Origin of the sequence: Blautia sp. 1001283B150304_161114_C9 (genome assembly GCF_015668165.1) — a bacterium.
GTDB lineage: Bacteria > Bacillota > Clostridia > Lachnospirales > Lachnospiraceae > Blautia_A > Blautia_A wexlerae.
The window spans coordinates 124,787-145,124 of record NZ_JADPGO010000006.1; the positions used below are offsets into that span (position 1 = coordinate 124,787).

At 40.1% G+C, this 20,338-nt stretch carries 21 protein-coding genes and 4 pseudogenes; 4 read left to right on the forward strand and 21 right to left on the reverse strand.

Going from position 1 to position 20,338, the window contains the following annotated elements:
* Positions 1–95: 95 nt before the first annotated feature.
* Positions 96–269 (forward strand): hypothetical protein, encoded by a 174-nt coding sequence (locus tag I4V44_RS05060; RefSeq protein ID WP_008704896.1) that lies wholly within the window; start codon positions 96–98, stop codon positions 267–269.
* Positions 270–407: 138 nt separating this feature from the next.
* Here the strand turns inward: I4V44_RS05060 and I4V44_RS05065 are convergent, their stop codons facing one another.
* The 11 genes and pseudogenes from I4V44_RS05065 to I4V44_RS05120 all read right to left on the reverse strand — a co-directional run.
* On the reverse strand, positions 408–641 hold the full coding sequence (locus tag I4V44_RS05065; RefSeq protein WP_118585680.1) for a hypothetical protein: 234 nt from the start codon (positions 639–641) through the stop codon (positions 408–410).
* 17 nt (positions 642–658) lie between these two features.
* Positions 659–1,873 carry an LL-diaminopimelate aminotransferase gene (locus I4V44_RS05070; RefSeq protein WP_118247440.1) on the reverse strand — a complete coding sequence of 405 codons (1,215 nt, stop codon included), beginning with the start codon at positions 1,871–1,873 and terminating at the stop codon, positions 659–661.
* Between the two features lie 368 nt (positions 1,874–2,241).
* A complete protein-coding gene (gene gatB, locus I4V44_RS05075; protein WP_271724878.1) occupies positions 2,242–3,684 on the reverse strand; it encodes an Asp-tRNA(Asn)/Glu-tRNA(Gln) amidotransferase subunit GatB in 1,443 nt (480 codons plus the stop codon).
* Positions 3,681–5,150, reverse strand: a complete 1,470-nt coding sequence (gene gatA, locus I4V44_RS05080) for an Asp-tRNA(Asn)/Glu-tRNA(Gln) amidotransferase subunit GatA (protein ID WP_196002434.1) — start codon at positions 5,148–5,150, stop codon at positions 3,681–3,683. Before gatA ends, gatB begins: the two co-directional genes overlap by 4 nt.
* An 11-nt stretch (positions 5,151–5,161) precedes the next feature.
* The gene (gene gatC, locus I4V44_RS05085) at positions 5,162–5,455 is read right to left on the reverse strand and encodes an Asp-tRNA(Asn)/Glu-tRNA(Gln) amidotransferase subunit GatC (RefSeq protein ID WP_019161228.1); all 294 of its coding nucleotides are present in this window, start codon (positions 5,453–5,455) and stop codon (positions 5,162–5,164) included.
* 118 nt (positions 5,456–5,573) lie between these two features.
* Complete coding sequence (aspS, locus tag I4V44_RS05090) at positions 5,574–6,905, reverse strand: aspartate--tRNA(Asn) ligase (RefSeq protein WP_243280211.1); 1,332 nt, start codon at positions 6,903–6,905, stop codon at positions 5,574–5,576.
* A gap of 394 nt (positions 6,906–7,299) precedes the next feature.
* Complete coding sequence (locus I4V44_RS05095; RefSeq protein ID WP_118585689.1) at positions 7,300–7,854, reverse strand: ANTAR domain-containing response regulator; 555 nt, start codon at positions 7,852–7,854, stop codon at positions 7,300–7,302.
* Between the two features lie 137 nt (positions 7,855–7,991).
* Positions 7,992–9,314, reverse strand: a complete 1,323-nt coding sequence (locus I4V44_RS05100) for a glutamine synthetase family protein (protein ID WP_117674674.1) — start codon at positions 9,312–9,314, stop codon at positions 7,992–7,994.
* A gap of 285 nt (positions 9,315–9,599) precedes the next feature.
* A pseudogene (locus tag I4V44_RS18130) lies at positions 9,600–9,750 on the reverse strand (toxin-antitoxin system HicB family antitoxin); the annotation flags it as partial.
* Positions 9,724–9,864: pseudogene (locus tag I4V44_RS18135) on the reverse strand (toxin HicA); the annotation flags it as partial. The pseudogenes I4V44_RS18130 and I4V44_RS18135, both read right to left, overlap by 27 nt.
* Before the next feature lie 180 nt (positions 9,865–10,044).
* Positions 10,045–10,813: pseudogene (locus I4V44_RS05120) on the reverse strand (IS1182-like element ISRmsp2 family transposase); the annotation flags it as partial.
* Positions 10,814–10,924: 111 nt separating this feature from the next.
* Here I4V44_RS05120 and I4V44_RS05125 point away from each other — a divergent pair.
* Both I4V44_RS05125 and I4V44_RS18485 read left to right on the forward strand, forming a co-directional pair.
* Entirely contained in the window at positions 10,925–11,782 is an 858-nt protein-coding gene (locus tag I4V44_RS05125) for an AraC family transcriptional regulator (protein ID WP_330610589.1), read from the forward strand.
* Positions 11,783–11,934: 152 nt separating this feature from the next.
* On the forward strand, positions 11,935–12,351 hold the full coding sequence (locus I4V44_RS18485; protein WP_330610590.1) for a hypothetical protein: 417 nt from the start codon (positions 11,935–11,937) through the stop codon (positions 12,349–12,351).
* Positions 12,352–12,706: 355 nt separating this feature from the next.
* Here I4V44_RS18485 and trxB read toward each other — a convergent pair whose 3' ends face one another.
* From trxB to I4V44_RS05150, 4 genes are all read right to left on the reverse strand, one after another.
* Positions 12,707–13,633, reverse strand: coding sequence for a thioredoxin-disulfide reductase (trxB, locus tag I4V44_RS05135; RefSeq protein WP_118585694.1), 927 nt, complete (start codon positions 13,631–13,633; stop codon positions 12,707–12,709).
* A 17-nt stretch (positions 13,634–13,650) separates the two neighbouring features.
* Positions 13,651–14,016: a thioredoxin family protein gene (locus I4V44_RS05140; protein ID WP_243280212.1), complete on the reverse strand. Its 366-nt coding sequence runs from the start codon at positions 14,014–14,016 to the stop codon at positions 13,651–13,653.
* Positions 14,017–14,304: 288 nt separating this feature from the next.
* Positions 14,305–15,078, reverse strand: coding sequence for a NifB/NifX family molybdenum-iron cluster-binding protein (locus I4V44_RS05145; RefSeq protein WP_196002436.1), 774 nt, complete (start codon positions 15,076–15,078; stop codon positions 14,305–14,307).
* Positions 15,079–15,177: 99 nt separating this feature from the next.
* Positions 15,178–15,726 carry a 4Fe-4S binding protein gene (locus I4V44_RS05150; protein WP_271724879.1) on the reverse strand — a complete coding sequence of 183 codons (549 nt, stop codon included), beginning with the start codon at positions 15,724–15,726 and terminating at the stop codon, positions 15,178–15,180.
* Between the two features lie 208 nt (positions 15,727–15,934).
* On the opposite strand from I4V44_RS05150, the gene I4V44_RS05155 reads away from it, so the two are divergent.
* Positions 15,935–16,618, forward strand: coding sequence for a Crp/Fnr family transcriptional regulator (locus I4V44_RS05155; protein WP_196002437.1), 684 nt, complete (start codon positions 15,935–15,937; stop codon positions 16,616–16,618).
* Between the two features lie 120 nt (positions 16,619–16,738).
* Here I4V44_RS05155 and I4V44_RS05160 read toward each other — a convergent pair whose 3' ends face one another.
* The 6 genes and pseudogenes from I4V44_RS05160 to I4V44_RS18145 form a co-directional block, all read right to left on the reverse strand.
* A complete protein-coding gene (locus tag I4V44_RS05160; protein WP_196002438.1) occupies positions 16,739–18,430 on the reverse strand; it encodes an FAD-dependent oxidoreductase in 1,692 nt (563 codons plus the stop codon).
* 1 nt (position 18,431) lies between these two features.
* Positions 18,432–18,752: a rhodanese-like domain-containing protein gene (locus tag I4V44_RS05165; RefSeq protein WP_117854273.1), complete on the reverse strand. Its 321-nt coding sequence runs from the start codon at positions 18,750–18,752 to the stop codon at positions 18,432–18,434.
* Positions 18,753–18,767: 15 nt separating this feature from the next.
* Positions 18,768–19,073 (reverse strand): thioredoxin, encoded by a 306-nt coding sequence (gene trxA, locus I4V44_RS05170; RefSeq protein WP_118585706.1) that lies wholly within the window; start codon positions 19,071–19,073, stop codon positions 18,768–18,770.
* A 92-nt stretch (positions 19,074–19,165) separates the two neighbouring features.
* The gene (locus tag I4V44_RS05175; RefSeq protein WP_118585708.1) at positions 19,166–19,912 is read right to left on the reverse strand and encodes an SDR family NAD(P)-dependent oxidoreductase; all 747 of its coding nucleotides are present in this window, start codon (positions 19,910–19,912) and stop codon (positions 19,166–19,168) included.
* Between the two features lie 153 nt (positions 19,913–20,065).
* On the reverse strand, positions 20,066–20,224 hold the full coding sequence (locus tag I4V44_RS05180; RefSeq protein ID WP_005339874.1) for a rubredoxin: 159 nt from the start codon (positions 20,222–20,224) through the stop codon (positions 20,066–20,068).
* Positions 20,224–20,338: pseudogene (locus tag I4V44_RS18145) on the reverse strand (Fur family transcriptional regulator); the annotation flags it as partial. The pseudogene I4V44_RS18145 and the gene I4V44_RS05180, both read right to left, overlap by 1 nt.

Sequence of the window (20,338 nt, forward strand, 5' to 3'; positions counted from 1 at the left end):
CCTTCGGCACTAGCTTCTGCAGCCTTCACAGATACCGGAATCACGCTCTCAAATATCGGAATACTGGTTCCGTATTGTTCCAAGAGATCAATAACATGAAACCAGATATTGAGGAACTGCGCAGAAAATATATGGATAATCCACCTGAAGGCATGACGTCCATGGACATTCGCCGTATGAGCGAGGATGAACTTCTGGATATGGATTATTTCCTAAATGAGGATGAATTGGATGATTATTTTGGCGAAGAAGGTTTCTACATCTTTTAATACCAGTAGGTAGTGTAAAATAGTTTGTGTTTTTGGTAAAAAATAACTCCTTTTTGGTAAGAATTCAGATATGACAATTCTTATCGAAAAGGAGTATTTTTTATGGCAGTTGCAAAGGAACAAATTCGACAGATTATCTCAGAAAACAACATTAATACTTAAATAGTAATCAAATTCCATATATATTTTTATAAAATAGAAACGACAGGTCCGAAACCCTTGATTTTCAAGGATTTTCGTCCTGCCGTTTTTCATTTTCATAGTCAGGCGGATAAAATCATCCGCTTCGCTACGCAGCTCTACACCGAATAACTGCTCCGCAGGGAACTTACTTGATTCAGCTAAATTTTGCGAAATTATAATCCCACTCATCCCTATCAGGAAGCTGCTTACAGATTCTTAATTCGTTCAATTGCTTCCAGTGTATTCTCATGTGTTCCAAACGCAGTGAGACGGAAGAATCCCTCACCATGAGCACCAAATCCTGAGCCTGGAGTTCCTACAATGTTGGCTTTTTCAAGAAGATAGTCAAAGAACTCCCAGGAAGTCATCTTATCCGGTGTTTTCAGCCAGATATACGGAGCATTTACGCCACCGGATACGGAATAGCCTGCTGATGCCAGACCTTCGTAGATAGCTTTGGCGTTACTCATGTAGTAACCTACCTGTTCTTTCAGCTGTGCTTTTCCTTCAGGAGAGTATACAGCCTCTCCTGCACGCTGCACGATGTATGGAGCACCGTTGAATTTTGTGCCATGACGTCTTGCCCAGAGACTGTGGAGATCTACGCCGTCACGAACCAGATCCTTTGGTACAACTGTAAAGCCGAGGCGGACACCTGTGAAACCTGCATTTTTGGAGAAGCTACGCAGCTCAATGGCACAGGTTCTTGCTCCTTCACACTCATAGATGCTGTGCGGTACATTTTCTTCGGAAATGTATGCTTCATATGCTGCATCATAGATAATGACGGAGCCATTTTTATTTGCATAATCTACCCATTCCTGAAGCTGGGGTTTGGTGATTGCACCACCGGTCGGGTTGTTCGGGAAGCAAAGGTAGATAAGATCCGGTACTTCTTCCGGGAATTCCGGAAGGAAGCCGTTGGCTTCTGTACATGGCATATAGATTACGTTATCAAAGTTGCCACGTTCTTTGTTGTATTCGCCTGTACGGCCTGCCATTACGTTTGTATCTACATATACAGGATATACAGGGTCGCACACTGCAATCTTGTTATCCAGTCCGAAAATTTCCTGGATATTTCCGGAATCGCTCTTTGCACCGTCAGAGACAAAGATTTCGTCTGCTTCAATGTCGCATCCTCTGTCTTTGTAGTCATTCTTTGCAATGGCAGATCTTAAGAATTCATAACCAAGATCCGGTGCATAACCATGGAAAGTAGCTGCATCACCCATTTCATCTACAGATTTATGAAGTGCCTCAATGATTGCCGGAGCCAGAGGCTGGGTTACATCACCAATTCCAAGTGAGATCACGTTTGCCTGTGGGTTGGCTTCTTTATATGCTTTTACTTTTTTTGCAATTGTGGAAAACAGATAGCTTCCCGGTAATTTCAGATAGTTGTGGTTTACTGTTACCATGTTTGATTTCCTCCCTGGCATGTTTTGCAGTTTTTATATACCTGTCTACAGCAGGCTGCTGCTTTGCCTTTCCATTTCTATTTGTGTCTGTTCTGCAAATATATTTTATTCGAGTTTTATTATACTTAATTATTTAATAATGTAAAGTCTCAAAGTGTTTTCTGAGAATAATTTTTAATATTAACATTACTGTTCACTGGTAATATCCCGCGAGGTGTTTTTTGTGAGCGAAGGTCACAGAAAACCCGAGACATACTGCGCGAATTTATGCGATTAGCATAAATTCTGTGCATCGCGAAGCGTGTTGCTGTGAACAGAGTGAACAGTAACATTTTTTACTCCGGGCATAATGTCCGGGGTGATTTATTTTATTTACGCTTCTCTACTTCTTTCATAAGTGTCTCGCGCGCACTTGCAGGATTTGCCTTGCCTTTCATCTCTTTCATGATCTGGCCTACAAAGAAGCCCATGACTTTATCTTTACCTCCCAGAAGTTCTGAAAGTGGTCCTGGGTTAGCATCCAGGATCCTGTTGATGGTTTCTTCCAGAAGTCCTGTGTCTTCTACAATCTTCAGACCATGTTCCTCAATGTAGGCTACAGGATCAATGTCTTCCGCAAAGACTTTCTCAAAAACTTTCTTGGCATTCTGTGGGCTGACTTCGGATTTTTCTACCATTACCAGAAGATCTGCAAGATGTTTCGGTGAGAAAGATACCTGCTCCGGGTCCATTGCTTTGTCCTTGGTCAGACGAAGTACTTCTCCCATAAACCAGTTTGCTGTTTTCTTGGCATTTCCGTAAATAGCTGCTGTTTCTTCGAAAAGTCCTGCCAGATGACGGGATTCTGTAAGGATTCCTGCGTCATAAGCCGGAAGTCCGTATTCTTCCTGATAGCGGGCCTGTTTTGCTTCGCGAAGCTCCGGCTGCTCTGCCTTGATTTTTTCGATCCATGCATCAGAAATATGAATCGGCGGAAGATCAGGATCAGGAAAATATCTGTAATCCTTGGCATCCTCTTTGGAACGCATCGCATAAGAATATTCTTTGTTGTCATCCCAGCGGCGTGTTTCCTGTGTAACTGTCTTGCCTTCTTCGATTAGTTCAATCTGACGTTCTCTTTCGCCTTCGATTGCTCTGGCAATGGCTTTGAAAGAGTTCAGATTCTTCATCTCTGTTCTGGTTCCGAATTCTTCTGCTCCTACTTCACGGACAGAAAGGTTAACGTCTGCACGCATGGAACCTTCCTGAAGCTTACAGTCTGATACACCCAGATATTGCATCATACAGCGGAGTTTTTCAAGATAGGCGATTACTTCCTCTGAGCTTCTCATATCCGGCTCAGATACGATCTCAATCAGCGGTACACCGCTTCGGTTATAGTCTACCAGAGAGCAGTCTTCCCATTCATCATGGATCAGTTTACCTGCATCCTCTTCCATATGCATTTCATGAATGCGGATTTTCTTTTTCCCTGCAGAGGTTTCAATCTCTACCCAGCCATCATGGCAGATTGGCAGGTACAGCTGAGAGATCTGATAGTTCTGCGGGTTATCCGGGTAGAAATAGTTTTTACGGTCAAATTTGCAGTACTGATTAATCTGGCAATTAGCTGCAAGCCCTGCTTTCAGGGCAAATTCTACTACTTTCTTATTCAGTACAGGAAGGGAACCCGGCATACCTGTGCAGACCGGGCATGTATGTGTATTCGGTGCTCCTCCGAACTCTGTGGAGCATCCGCAGAAAATTTTCGTTTTTGTGGCGAGTTCTACATGGACCTCAAGTCCAATGACTGTTTCGTACTGTTTCATTATCTGATGCCTCCTTCTCCTGGTACGGCAAAGGAGCCGCGGCTGGTTTCATAAGCGTGTGCTGCACGCAGAATTTTCTTCTCCATGAAGCAGTCTCCGATCATCTGGATACCGATTGGAAGACCTTTGCTGTCTTTTCCACATGGGACTGTGACTCCCGGAAGGCCGCAGAGGTTAACTGCTACTGTGTAAATATCTCCAAGGTACATGGTAAGAGGGTCTTTTAAGCTCTCTCCGATTTTCGGTGCCGTAAATGGAGATGCAGGTGCAAGAAGTACATCATATTTACTGAATGCCTCGTTAAATTCTTTTTTGATCAGTGCTTTAGTACGGAGCGCTTTCAGATAATATGCATCATAATAACCGGAGCTTAACACGAAAGAACCAAGCATGATACGACGTTTTACTTCCTCTCCGAAAGCTTCTGTTCTTGTCTTTTTGTACATATCGTGGAGACCGTCATATTCTGCGGCACGATAACCATACTTTACGCCATCGAAACGTTCCAGGTTGGAACTTGCCTCTGCACTGGCGATAATATAATAGGCAGGAATCATGTATTCCATAGTCTTGATGGAAAAGAATTCTACTTCTGCGCCCATCTCTTTAAGAGTATCAAGTACGCCCATAAAGGATGCTTTTACTTCCGGATCAAGTCCTTCTGCAAGATATTCTTCCGGAACACCAAATTTCATACCTTTGACATCTCCTGTCAGTTCTTTGGAGAACTGCAGGTCTTCTCTTTTCATGGATGTGCTGTCTTTTTCATCATGTCCTGCAATAATTTCCAGAAGGGCTGCGCAGTCAGCTACATCTTTGCCAACCGGACCGATCTGATCCAGAGAGGATGCGTAAGCTACCAAACCGTAACGGGATACCGTTCCATATGTTGGCTTGATTCCGGTCACGCCACAGTAAGAACTTGGCTGCCGGATAGAACCACCAGTATCAGAGCCGAGTGCCAGGTAAGTTTCTCCTGCTGCCACTGCTGCACAGGATCCACCGGAAGATCCGCCCGGTACGTGTTCCAGATTCCATGGGTTTCTGGTGATGCCGTAAGCGGAGGTCTCTGTTGTACTTCCCATGGCAAATTCATCCATGTTTGTTTTTCCGATAATGACCAGTCCGGCTCTTTCCAGACGGTCAATAACTTCTGCATTATACTGAGGCACAAAATTCTCGAGAATCTTTGATGCACAGGTGGTTTTCTTTCCGTTAATACAGATATTATCTTTAATCGCAATCGGTACACCTGCAAGAGGACTGGTATAAGTACCGTCCTCAATGCCTTTTTGTACTTCTTCTGCACGTTTATATGCTTCTTCTTTATATGTGTCAAGATAAGCGTGTACTTCTGAATCCTGTTTCTCAATCTGTTCAAAAACAGTTTTTACTCCATCCAGGACGCTGACCTGACGCTGTTTTATTTTTTCCCCAAGCTGCAGGGCTGTTAATTTTTCCAACTCCATTGTCCTGTCTCCTATCCTATGGTCTTCGGAACCTGATACTGTCCTTCTTTTGCTTTTGGTGCATTTGCCAGCATTGCTTCTTTGTTGTCTCCGTTTGTGACAACATCCTCACGAAATACGTTTTCGTCCTGGAAAATATGGGACATAGGCTCTACTTCCGATGTATCCAGTTCATCCAGTTTCTCTACATAATCAAGCATTTTCTGCATTTGGGCCTTTGCTTTTTCCTTTTCTTCTTCTGAGAGGGAAAGCTTGGCCAGGATGCAGACATTTTCCATTGTTTCATCATCTATAATCTTTGCCATGATTTTCTCCTTATATATGCTGTCTATAGCATTCTATATTGCTTTTATTTCTTTCTTCCCGGAATCAATCTGCCGCTTCCGGTCAATATATAGACAGCTTTCCAAATTTCTGACTTATTTACGGCTCCAGACGGTTCATATCTCGCGGGAAGAGGCAGGTTTCACGAACATTCTCTTCGCCGATAAGCTGCATGGTCAGACGTTCCAGACCGATTCCCAGTCCACCGTGAGGCGGCATACCATGTTTGAAGGTATCCAGATACTGTTCCATACCTTCCTGTGTCATACCTCTGTCTTCAATCTTCTGTACCAACATGTTGTAATCATGGATGCGCTGTCCGCCTGTTGTGATCTCAAGGCCTTTGAATAACAGGTCAAAGCTTAAGGTAAATCTTGCATCTTCCGGATCATCCATTGCATAGAATGGACGTTTCTTTGACGGATAATGTGTGACAAATACGAAATCTGAGCCATATTCTTCTTTGAAATACTGTCCGATCAATGCTTCTTCTTCCGGTTCCAGGTCAAATGGGTTTCTGATCTTACGATTGTATTTCTGAGATACCAGTTCTTTGGCTACATCGAAACGGACTGCCGGGATTTTGGACACGTCCGGGATTTCAAGTTTCAGAATCTGTACTTCTTTTGCATATTCTGTTTTCAGAAGGTTCATGGCATACTGCAGGAATCCTGTTTCCATTGCCATGATTTCTTCGAAGCTGTCAATATATCCCATCTCGAAGTCCAGACTGGTATATTCGTTTAAGTGACGTTTGGTGTTATGTTTCTCAGCACGGAATACAGGACCTGTCTCAAATACTCTGTCAAATACGCCAACCATCATCTGTTTATAAAACTGTGGGCTCTGCGCAAGTACTGCAGGTTTGTGGAAGTAGCTGAATTTGAAAAGGTTTGCTCCACCCTCTGCTCCTCTGGCTCCGATCTTCGGAGTATGGATTTCTGTGAATCCCTGTCCGTAGAGATAATCACGGAATGCTTTTGTCAATGCTTCCTGGATTTTAAATTTGGAACGCTCCTGAATGTTTCTCAGGGAAATCGGTCTGTAGTTTAATTTTGCTTCCAGAGAAGTGTTCAATTTCCATTTGTCGATTGCCATTGGAAGGGGCTCTGCAGGTGTTGATAAGATATCAATATGACGGATACGAAGTTCTCTTCCGTGGGGTGCTCTCTCTTCTTCATGCAGGATTCCCTTCACCCTGATCGTCATTGCTTCCTTCAATTCATGAATGGAAACATTTGCCATTTCATTTTCATAGACTGTCTGGAATAAACCTTCCCTTCTTCTAAGAATGATAAATGCCACATCACCCATATTACGGATGCTGTGAACAGCGCCTTCGATTACGGCTTCCTGGTTCAGGAGATTATTACCTACGAGTTCCTCCCAGGTATTGATTTCTTTTTTCCATGTTTCATCCATAAATTCCATTTCCTCATCCTCCATTTCTTCATTTCTGAAAACCTTTATGATATCTCTATGAGTTTCATGTTCAAAAGTCTTTTCGTGCAGGCATGAACGACTTTCTGACCTCGAACCCCGGAATATCAAAAAGGCGTAATCAGAAAATCCGGAGACACTTGTTCCCTGGACTCTCTGATTACGCCTTTGTAATCATTCTTCCCGTTATTATCTATTTTATGTTTGTTTGTATTCTTTCTATATATAATATGATGTCAGGGCCAAAATGTATTTTGCCTCTAACTTAATATGAACAAAAATATATTTTTTATATTACCACATATTCTGTCAAAATAATATCGTCATTTTTTACAAAATTTTCCTTATTATTTTCGGATATTTTATTTAGAACGTGTTTGAAAAATCAGATTTCATCATACATCAGCATAAGCAACATCTGTGCGGTTTCTACCATGTTGGTTCCTGAATCCATGCTGCATTTCTGGATGTGTCGATATGCTTCCTCTTCTGTCATCTGGTTTTTTTCCATCAGAAGGCGTTTGGCATTCGAGATATAATTCTGTTCTTTTTTTGATCTGGGCTTTGGTTTCTTCTTTTCTTTTTTTATCCGGCGTTCCAGGTGATAGAGCATGTCATTGACCGTATCTATCAGTACGCTTGCTTTCATCGGCATCTGTACAGTGCTGACAGAATTCGGTGCTTCATCTATAATACGCTGAGAAGCCAGAAGCAGCATTTCAAAATACTGTGGCAGGTCATCGAGAGCGTCTTTATAATAGGCATCTGTCAACTTATACCCACATATCAGGACACCACTGTCAAGCTCTGAGATACTGGCCAGCGCATTAGAGACAGAGCTGCAGACAGAGGCTACTGTGAGCCCATGTCTGTTAAGTATTGTGCGTATTTTCTTTGCGTCTTCGATTTTCGGTAACGCAATCACAATGCTGCTGCTCATAACTCTGCCTCTCCTCTTTCTGTTACAGCCTGAGTCCCCACCCACTGCTTATTGCTTTTCGCAACCTCCGCAGGGGACTTGCTTGATTTTGATCAAGCGGATATTCGCAATCTCCACAGGGGACTTACTTGATTCGGTTAAATTCTGTATAAGTATTCCTCGATTTCCCAAGCTGAAATTTCTCTTGTATAACGCAGCCATTCTTTTTTCTTGGCTGCTGCGTATTCTTTACAAAATTCTGTTCCAAGTACTTCTTTGATCCAGTCACTCTGTTCAAAGTAATCAATTGCTTCGTTTAAATTTCCCGGAAGATTCTCAATCTTCATTGTTTTCTGGTCTGTTTCAGATAGCTCTCTGCTGGAGGACTTGGTCGGATAAATCTTCTTATGGATTCCATCCAGTCCTGCTGCCAGACATACTGCAAATACCAGATACGGATTTGCTGCTGCATCCGGACTTCTCAGCTCGATCCTTGTTTCCATACCTCTGGATCCCGGAATTCTTACCAGGGAATTCTGGTTATTCTTTGTCCATGTCAGTTCTGTCGGTGCTTCATATCCGGGAACCAGACGTTTATAGGAATTTACAATAGGATTGGTGATCAGTGCCATCTCTTTGCTGTGAGCCAGAAGACCACCTACAAAGTAATAAGCTTCTTCACTTAATTCCTGGGGATTTCCCGGATTGACGAATACATTTCTTCCATCTTTAAATAAGAAGAAATGAATGTGCATTCCAGAGCCGTTTACTTCTGCCCGCGGTTTCGGCATAAAAGTCGCATGAAGGCCATGACGCTTGGCAATAGTACGGACTGTCATTTTGAATGACATAACCCTATCTGCAATAGTACGCACTTCACCGTATTTAAAATCTACTTCATGCTGGGCAGGTGCAGTTTCATGGTGGGAGGATTCCACCTCAATTCCCATGTCTTCCAGATTTAATACAATATCACGTCTTGCGTTTTCACCTAGATCCACAGGACTGACATCCAGATATCCTGCCTTCTCATGTGTTACAGTGGTCGGAACTCCGTTATCATCTGTATGAAAAAGGAAAAATTCACATTCCGGATCTACCAGACAGGTATATCCCTCCTTCTTTGCCTCCCGGGCAGTTTTCTTCAGGATATATCTCGGACTTCTCTCATGAGGGGTTCCGTCCGGACAATAGATGTCGCATAACAGTCTGGCAACTTTTCCCTGCTGTGGTCTCCACGGAAGGATTGCAAAAGTGTCAAGATCCGGTCTTAAATACATATCCGGTTCAGACTCTCCTGCGATTCCTGCTATAAAGGAACCATCTACGATACATCGGTTATCCAGTGCACGGGGAAGTTCCCGGGCAGTTATGGCGATGTTTTTCAGCGTTCCGAACATATCTGTGAACTGGAGACGGATAAATTCCACGTCTTCCTCCTCAGCCATCTGTAATATTTCTTCTCTGGTATAATTCCCCATTTTCACTCACTCCTTGTCAGCATAATTTCTGCTGTTTTTGCATTCTTAATAATTCTTCGATACAGTTTTGTCCTGTCTGGAAATTTTATAGATTCTTTTGATATAATGATATAAAAAATGGCGCACCTTCTACAGTTACTTTTCTATAGAAAGAACGCCTTTGTTCATGTAGGCAATTATAACAATGTACCTGTTCTTTGTCAACTGCTTATTTTTTCATCGGCTCTTTCCATGTTACTGTGCATTCCGCTCTCAATAACATGCTTTGCTGCTTACATATAATTGCTATTTTGAGAATACCGCATCATTCCTCGAAAGAAGATATACGCAATACTGATTCCCTCGGTTCATGGATTTCTACCCCTTCTTCTAATGCAGCTTCAAGCCATGCTTTTTTTTCATCCAGGGCATTTGAAATTGCACTTTCTACTATTTCCCTTACCATTTCTACATATACTTTCTTTATCGGCTCATGTTTTGGTATTGTAATAGGCATACATCCAGACTTTTTAAATGTATAATGACTGCTTCCACTTCTCGGAACATTCATAAATAAATTTTTTCGTTTGTCATAAGCTCCTCCCACTGCCTTTAGGGACGCCACTGAAAAAGTGGTAAGTTTAGTATCACAGGGCGTCAAATATGTGCAAAAATGTTCCTTGATAATAAAATATTGCTAAAATAGTGTTTTGAGGGATGCAAAATCTACCCTTTTGAGAGATGAATTTTCCTATTCTTCCTCATTTGGGCAGACTTCTCCCTTTAGTTTTAAAATTCGTTTTAAATTGACTGCAAATATTGATACTGCTCCTTGAAGTTGCATGTTTGATAGTCCAGCAGCATCACAACGACTATATCCGTGTATATTTTTTAATTCACTATTTTTTGCCTCTATCATATAGCGGGTTTTGAAACGTTCCTTGAAATATTGTGTTTTTTGAAACGCTTCTTGATTTTTATGATAATCCGATTTAATAGTGATACTATACGTTTTGGTTTTTGCATTTTCTTTATAGCAGCCATTACGATAAGGACAGACATGGCATTTATTAATATCGAAAAAATATTTGATACGTGTATTCTTTTTCTGATTACTACGTTTGTCAATTCGATATTTTATAGCCAAATGCCCCGCTGGGCACTGCATGGTATCCGCATCTTTATTAAAGATAAAGCCGTCCTCTGAACGAGTCCCTTTTATGATGCTCGGGTTAAGCTTTGAAATTAATTTATAGTCATTGCTTTGTGCATCTTTTAAATTTTCCAGTGTGGAATATGCGGTATCTGCTATTACTTCATTAACGGTTGCACCTGCTGCTTTACTTTTTTGAACCAGTACTGGAAGTTCCTGACCATCAAATGCTTCGCCGGATGTGATTGTTGCTGCTGTGATAATCCGTTCATCTGTCATGGCCAAATGAGTTTTGTATCCGTAAAAAGAAGAATTGACCGTTTTATAGCCAATCCGGGCATCCGGGTCAATGGATTTGATCATAACAATAATTCCAGGTATATCTATAAAACGGGGCGAATTTAGCGCAGAACTCATTCTAAAGGAGAGAGACGGGAAAGGTTCCATGACTTTTTTCCCTCTGTTCCCAGGAGTTACATTGGCTTATATTTTTGTGAACTCTCCTGTCTGGACAGCCCCAGACTTTCACGATAATGGCTCCATGGAAACAGGACCATTGCTCTTAAATTACTGTGTAACAGGACGATGCGAACTCATTCTGAATAACGGGAACTTTGTGTATGTGAAAGATGGGGAGATATCCTTAACCGAACGATTCGCCAGACAGCAATACGTTTATCCCCGCCGAATCTATGAAGGAATTGAGTTTTTTGTGGATATGGATACCGTAAATGCTCAAAGTTCCTGGGTAGAGGCTGAATTTGATATTGATTTCCACAGACTCAGAGATTTTTACTGCCCGGATGGGGGTACTTATATTGCGTCGGTTACGACTGAGATAGAAGAAGTCTTAAAAAAGCTGTGGTCATTACTGGATATTTCTGTTCCGCTGGCAATCCCACAAATGAAAATCTATACCCTTGCCCTGTTTTCACTGCTTCAAAATCTGAAAGAAATACCACCTTCCCAAGCCTGCACATTCTTCACAGAAACACAGGTAGACATTGCAAAACGTGTGGAAAAAATCATCACTTCTGATCTGCGCCAACACCATCCTGCGTGGGAACTGGCTGCACAGTTTTCCGTCAGTGAAACCAGCCTGAAGAACTACTTTCGCGGAGTTTATGGTCAAAATATATCAATTTATTTACGTGAAGTTCGTATGCAACGAGCTGCTGAATTACTCACTACTACAAACTTATCTGTATCGGAAATTGCAGAACAAGTTGGTTATTTGAATCAAAGCAAGTTTTCTTCGGCATTTAAGAAGCAGTTCAACGCTTCGCCATTAGAATTTAAGCGCCGCAAAAATTTAGAGAGAAATACTTCCAACTGACGGGTTCTAACATTTTTCACAATAAATATTTTTATTAGAAACTCATGACAAATGAAGTCAGAGTCATTTCTTATATTATAGGAAGTGACTCTGATTATTATAATTTACACCACTTTACAACTTTTTCTGTTCCGACAGCAGATACCTTATTTTTGCTGATATTATCCATACTGGCCTTAGAATCCGCACATTCCATCCGGTTTCTATATCAGCATTTTTTATCCAGAATAACGGAGAAATCACTGAATGTATTTTATTATGCATGTTCCTATGCAAAGATTGATCATTCCAGATTTATGAATACTACTGTCAGGATTGTTTTGAAGCTGATACCGGATTCATTGCAGACACAGCCTGTATTTCTGTGCGTGGATGATACGATGGTATCTAAATTTGGCACAAAATTTGAAAATGTTTCAAAACTGTTTGACCATGCCGCACACAACGGTTCCAACTATCTGAATGGACACTGCTTTGTGAGTGTCATGCTCTGCGTACCTGTCTGGAATGGGGATAAAGTATATTATCTTTCACTTACTTTTTGTTTTGAATACTCTTCCAATAACTGACTTGCATTGTAATTTTTCTTTTAAAGAATATCTGAGCGGAAATCCTTTTTTAACTAAACGTAATTCATTTTGCACATTATAGCTGACAACATTCTGTCCTAATATCAATATAGAAAACAATAATACATGCCTTCTTTCATCAGCATAATCATTGTATCAGGATAAAGTTCACAAGGTATCCGCAATACGTTCCCTTAAGTTCATGTCATTATTGAAATCGTACATATTTCAGTATAAAAAGTTCAGTATTCAAATTCTGACTATTTATAGTAAATATGGTCTATCAAAATGACTATTTTCTGTTTCATTATTTAACTTAACCAAACAATTCCTATGCATAAAGACGGAATTCACTTTACATTTCCCCTATATATTTTTCTGCCATATGTACTGCCATAGCACCATCTGCAACAGCTGTTACTATCTGACGAAGTAACTTTGTTCTGACATCTCCTACAGCATAAACACCTGGAATACTCGTTTCCGTATTTTCACCTGCCACAATATATCCTTTATTATCCAGTTCTATCTGATTCTCTAAAAAATCTATTGTCGGTTTTCTTCCTATGCTCACAAACAAGCCGTCACATTCTATAATGTTTTCTTCTCCTGTAACTGTATCTTTCAACCGCACACCAGTCAATCGTTCTCCATAAAGCAGTTCTTTTACTGTACTATTCCATCGAAACTCTATATTTTCAGTTTTCATCAGCTGGTCATTGTAAATTTTTGTTGCACGTAATGTATCTCTTCGATGAACAATGATAACTTTCTTAGCAATTCGACTTAAAAGAGTAGCATCTGATACAGCAGAATTTCCACCACCAACAACAACCACAATCTTATCTTTATAAAACATACCATCACAGGCGGCACAATAAGCAACTCCATGACCTATCAATTCTTTTTCTTTATCAAGACCAAGTTCTCTTGGATTTGCTCCTGTAGCTATCACTACTGTTTTCCCAATATAAATTCCCGAACTAGTTTCTACTCTCTTAAGCTTTCCTGCTAAATCCATATTAAAAACTTCTGCATATTCACTTTTAGCACCATATTTTTCCGCCTGTTTTTGCATTTTCTCTGCCAATGAAAATCCGTCAATTCCATTTTCAAAACCAGGATAGTTATCAATCTGCCATGTCAGTGACATCTGGCCACCTGCAGATAATTTTTCTAAAACAATTGTTTCAAGTCCTGCTCTGGCTGCGTATAATGCTGATGTATACCCACCAGGTCCTCCTCCCACGATAATCATATCGTAAACATGATTTTCATTCATACAACAGTCCTCCTATTTTATTTTTCCAAAGCTTCATTAATAAAGTTTTCTATCATTTTTTTTGATTCGGGTGCAACAATAGAATCTATTGCCTTTCCATCTCGATATAAAACTAGCGTAGGAATTATCTCAATCTTTTCAGCTTCTGCAATCTGTGGTTCTTCATCAATATTTACTTTTCCTGCAATAAGAATATCGCTGTATTCTTCACTTATTTTTTCATAAGCTGCTCCAATTCTACGGCAATAACCACACCAAGGTGCCCAGAAATCAACCAAAATCAGTTTTTCCTTATGAATTAATTGTCCAAACTTTTCTTTATTTATATTTATTGATGTCATATTTTTTAACCCCTTCTCCTGTTTGAACTTAATATACCCCATAAAAGATCTTGCTTCCGTGATGATATCACAGAAAAGACAATTTACTTTATTACGCTTCTTTTTATTTCTATTTACGGCATATGCCAGTTATATAATTGACACATCTCAATAAATTAAGTATACTCCCGTCTTTGACAGTTACAAAAAGATGGGAGTATTATACGTTCAATTCATTACTTTCGGCAAGTAAGAAATAATCAATATGAAAATAACAAAAAAGGATGCGCTACGGTAACTTCTCCATTACCTTGGCACATCCTTTCGTATTATTATTTTTTACTATTCTTCTTAATGACAATTATGGCTTCCACATCCGTGCTCACCACAGGTATGTCCTTCCCCGTGGCTGTGCTCATGGTGAGAACACTTCACATCCGGATTGTAATCCAGTGTTTCATTAATAAAGGCTTCTACTGCTTCATCCGCATCTCCGGAAACTCCTCCGAAAAGCTTAATACCGGCTGCCGCTAATGCTGTCTGTGCACCGCCTCCGATTCCGCCACAGATCAGTACATCTGCATTCAATGCATTAAGAACTCCCGCCAATGCACCATGTCCGCTTCCATTCGTATCTACTACTTCTGAATGTACTACTTTTCCTTCCTCTACATCGTAAATCTTAAATGTCTCTGTGTGTCCAAAGTGCTGGAAAATCTGTCCATTTTCATATGTTACTGCTATTCTCATGATACCTTCTCCTTTTTCTTCTGCATATTTTTTGTATATTTCCTGTTTATAACATCCTCCAAAGCTGCAGTTGCTGCTCTGACCGTCACAGATTATGAAATCCCCACCCTCAATTCTAAGCGGATGTCCATCAATAAGTGCATCTGCTATTTTCTTCCTGGCAATCTCGTAAATCCGTTGAACTGTTGTTCTTGCGACTTGCATAGATGCTGCACATTGCTCCTGACTATAACCTTTCTTGTCCAAAAGACGAATTGTCTCATACTCATCTACCGTCAGAACAATAGGTGTTTTTTTCTCAGTATTATCTGCCGGAAGGAATTCTAAAATATTGGGGAAATGACAGACTTTTCTGCACTTTACTGGTCTCGGCATAAACTGCTCCTTTCTCACTTTTCTTATATAATAGTCCTATAAAAGGCATATGTCAATAATGTTTTTTGACATATGCCTTTTATAGATCACCTAATAGTATTACTTATTTTCATTATTTTTTAATTTACAGATACCTTGCGTCATTGTTCCCATTGGACAAAATGTACACCAGGTTCGTGGCTTATATAACACCATTACAATCAACCCTAACAGCAGCGATGTAAGCATCAAACTATAAAATCCAAAACTAAACTGTGCCACCCAATCAGCTACTGTTCCTGCAGTGTATGTCCATCCCCATGGAACACGGAATGTCCAGAATAGTTTGATGGCTTCACGCAAGGAAGATGCTCCGGCACCAACTAAATATGTCTGAAATACCATGTTACCAAACATTGTAAGGAAAAATATCAAAAAGCCATATCGGAACCATTTTGAACTCATCCATCTCGGGGTTGGTTTATTTCTTGAGCATTTTAAATCTCTACCAAGCTTACTAAAAAGCTGGCCACGTCCACACAAATGATTACAGAAAAATTTATTTCCACCGAATATTGCTATTCCTAACGGCACCAAGAAATCAATCATCCCAAACCAAGCGAACAAAATATTAAAAAAACCGAGAGCAAAATAAATGATCGCCCATATCTATAAATAATCATACCAATGCTTCTTTTTCTTCACACTGTTACCCTCTCTTTCATTTCAATTCGGTCCAAAAATGTAAAACTGACATCTCCCTGCATTATTTATCCCTCCCTCATATTTGCAACCGTCATATATTATAATCAGTATATTTTTATTTATGGCATATGTCAATTATATAATTGACGCATCTAAAAAAAACAAGTATACTATGTTCGTAAAGGAGATAACGGTTATGAACTTCGAAAATTATTTTCCACTATGGAATGACTTAAATACAGCACAGAAAAAACTAATTTCAGACAATTTAATCACACAGTATGTAAAAAAAGGAACAATCATTCACAATGGAAACCTGGATTGTACTGGATTATTACTGGTTAAATCCGGGCAGCTTCGAACCTACATGCTTTCAGATGAAGGACGAGAGATTACACTTTACCGTCTGTTCGATATGGATATGTGTCTTTTATCCGCCTCATGTATCATACGCTCCATTCAATTTGAAGTAACCATTGAAGCAGAAAAAGATACGGATCTTTGGATCATCCCTGCTGAAATCTATAAGGGCATTATGAAGGAATCTGCTCCCGTCGCAAACTATACCAATGAGTTAATAGCCACCCGTTTTTCTGATGTCATGTGGCTGATTGAACAAATCATGTGGAAGAGTTTGGATAAGCGTGTTGCTTCATTTCTTTTAGAAGAGACCTCTATCGAAGGAACAAACGAGCTGAAAATCACTCATGAGACGATTGCTAATCATCTTGGTTCCCACAGGGAAGTTATCACTCGAATGCTTCGATACTTTCAAGGCGAGGGTCTCGTCAAACTCTCCCGCGGCAAAATCACAATCCTTGATCCAAAAAGACTGGAAATACTCCAAAGGTCATAAAATTGTTTTTCTGTAACATATAAAGAAGAATCCTCCATTTATCAGAATTATGAAAGTCATTCTAATAAATGGGGGATCTTTTTATATTACGAGAAAATTATAAAAATATTATGATTATTTTTAATAATCCATACCACATGCATATGCCTTTTCAATCAGCGCACGGTCATTGACAACTGCATCATAGAAGCGGAATCCGCCGGAGAAGTTGTATGTTTCATATCCATTTCCTTCCAGAATACGACTGGCAATATAACTTCGCAGCCCACTCTGGCATATCAGGTAAACAGGCTTTCCCTTCTCAATTTCATTGATACGTTCCCTTAGTTCATCTACAGGAATGTTTTTGAATCCATCCATATGCCCCCTGTTAAATTCACCTACAGTTCTCACATCCAGCAACACAACACTTTTATCTCTAGAAATCTTATCCATATCTTCCAGATGCCATTGTTTTAAGGTACCTTTTGCTATATTGTCTATCATGAATCCTGCCATATTTACAGGATCCTTGGCAGAGGAATAAGGCGGTGCATATGCGAGATCCAAATCCTTCAGCTGGGTTGCCTTCAACCCTGCATGAATTGCTGTTGCCAGCACATCAATACGTTTATCAACTCCTTCATATCCAATAATCTGAGCGCCAAGCAAACGATAGGTCTCTTTTTCAAAAACCACCTTCATGGTCATCACTTTTCCACCAGGATAGTAACCGGCATGACTCATAGGAGAAAGAATTACTGTATCTACCTCTAATCCTGACTTTTTGGCATTGGTTTCATTGATACCTGTAGTGGCTGCTGTCATATCAAACACTTTGATAACAGAACTTCCCTGACTGCCCAGGTAACGACTATCACCACCACAAATGTTATCCGCGATGATCCTGCCCTGTTTATTGGCTGGTCCTGCCAAAGAAATCAGCGCATCATTACCCGTAACATAATGTTTTACCTGAACTGCATCACCTGCAGCATAAATATCCGGTACAGAGGTTTCCATTCTGTCATTCACTACAATACTTTCCTTGATGCCAAGTTCCAGACCAGCTTCTTTTGCTAATGCTGTGTCTGGTGTGACTCCGATTGCTAGCACCACCATATCAGCCTGAAGGGATGGATTATCTTTTAATAAGATCTCCACTCCATTGTCTTTTCCTTTAAATCCTTCTACTGTATAGCCTAGTACCAGTTTTATTCCATACTTTCTCATTTCATTATGGATCATGGATGCCATATCCGGGTCAAATGGATTCATCAGCTGCTTAGGTCGTTGGACAATCGTAACATCCATGCCAAGCTCCCTCAAATTTTCTGCCAGCTCTAAACCAATAAAACCGCCACCAGCCAACACAGCAGATTTTGGATGATTCTTATTAATATATTCCTTTATCAGAAAAGTATCTTCTACAGTACGAAGTGTAAATAGTTTATTAATACCTACTCCAGGAAGTCTCGGCTGTGTTGGCTTTGCACCTGGAGAAAGGATCAGCTTATCGTAATTTTCTTCAAATATTTCACCGTTTTCTAAATTCTTCACTGAAACAGTTTTACGTTCCGGATGTATGGAGATAACTTCATGATGAATTTTCATATTAATACGGAAGCGTTTAAAAAAGCTCTCAGGTGTCTGTAGTGTAAGTTCTTCCGGATCTGTGATCACGTCTCCAATATAATATGGAAGCCCACAATTCGCATAGGATATGTATCCGGATCTTTCAAACACAGTAATTTCTGCATGTTCATCCAGTCTTCGTATTCTTGCAGCAGCTGTAGCTCCTCCGGCTACACCTCCTACGATTATTACCTTCATCTTATTTTTCCACCTTTCCTGAATAAGCAGCAATGCCACCGATATTATTTACTTTAGAATATCCCATTCGTTGCAACAACCCTGTTGCTTGACGACTTCGGGCTCCGGAATAACAGTATACAAACAGTGGAATTTCTGTATTCTTCACTACTGAAACAACATTGTTAAGTTGTTGTAACGGTACATTTTTACTTTCTGGTATATGCCCTTCCTGATATTCCTGCGGAGTACGTACATCCAGCAGAACTGCACCAGCAGTCCTTTTATATTCCTCTATCCCTTGATTAATATTCGCCTGTTTAAGGAAATCAAAAAATCCCATTAGTGCACCTCCTCCTTAAAGCATTTCTAAAATTGCATTCTTAGGTCTCGCACCTGAAACCTGTTGTACGATCTTCCCATTCTTCATAACCACCAAAGTTGGGATACTCATAATACTAAATTCACTTGCCAGTTCAGGCTGCTCATCCACATTGATTTTACCAACTCTGATATCAGGGCGTTCACCTGCAATCTCCTCTATGATAGGAACCACCATACGACAAGGAGCACACCAAGGCGCCCAAAAATCCAAAAGGACAGGTTTATCGGAATTCAGTACTTCGTTCTGAAAATTATTTTTATTGATATTAATAGCAGACATTTTACAGTCCTCCTTATCTTTTTCTTTTTGTAGATTTATTATAGTCTTAATTTCATTTATTTTCCGTGATTACATCACCATACCTCATTAACTTAACTTCTTGCCATACCATCTACACTTAATATAACACCTGTAATGTAACTCGCCTCATCTGAAGCAAGAAACACAAACGCATTGGCAATATCTTCTGGCTGTCCAAGACGATGCAATGGAATTCTTTCAATCATAGGTTCGATAACTTCCTTTGGCACGGCCTTCATCATATCAGTTTCTGTAATCCCAGGTGCAACAGCATTAACACGAATACCTTTAGGTCCTAGTTCTCTTGCTAATGATACAGTCAATCCGTTTACTGCAAACTTCGATGCCGGATAAGCAAACCCACTTGGCTGTCCCGAAATACTCACCATGGAAGAAGTTGAGAGAATGACCCCCTTGCCTCTTGCCACCATACATTCTGCTGCTACACGAGTAGTATTAAATACTCCTTTTACATTTAAATCCATGACTTTATCAAAAGTCTCCTCTGTATAATCCATAAATGAGGTGTTTTCTGAAATCCCTGCATTATTTACCAGTATGTCGACACATCCATATTTTTCAGTTGCCTCTTTAAAAGCCTTTCTGACAGACTCCATGCTTGCCAGATTTGGACTAATTCCAGCAACTATTGCATTGGGATATTTTTCTTTTAATTTATCTACAGCAACATCTGCCGATTCCTGTGAACTTGCTGCCAACACAACTGAAGCACCTTCCTTCAAGAATTTATCAGCTGTAGCAAATCCTATACCACGGCTTCCACCCGTAATGATTGCAACTTTATCTTTTAATCTCATTTAGACTACCTCCTTACTTTGTTTGTAGTTACATTATAAGCAAAAGGTAAATCATTTTCTGTGATATCATCACAAACTATCGCAATAAAAAACCCTGTTGCTCACACGCACCAGGGTTTTTGTTTATCTATCCGTATTTAAATAATCAGAATTTTATTCAACTTCTGAAAACTGATCTTTTCCAACATTACATAATGGGCATTCAAAATCTTCTGGAACGTCCTCCCACTTTGTTCCTGGTGCAATACCACCTTCAGGATAACCTTCCTCTTCATCATATTCCCATCCGCAAACGTCACATACATATTTCATTAGTTTGTTCCTCCCTTTACCTTCTCCCTGCATTTTTGGCAAATACCTTTAAATGAAATATCCTAATCCAAAAATTCGATTCCATGAGTGTTATGAATTCTTTCCAGCAAATCC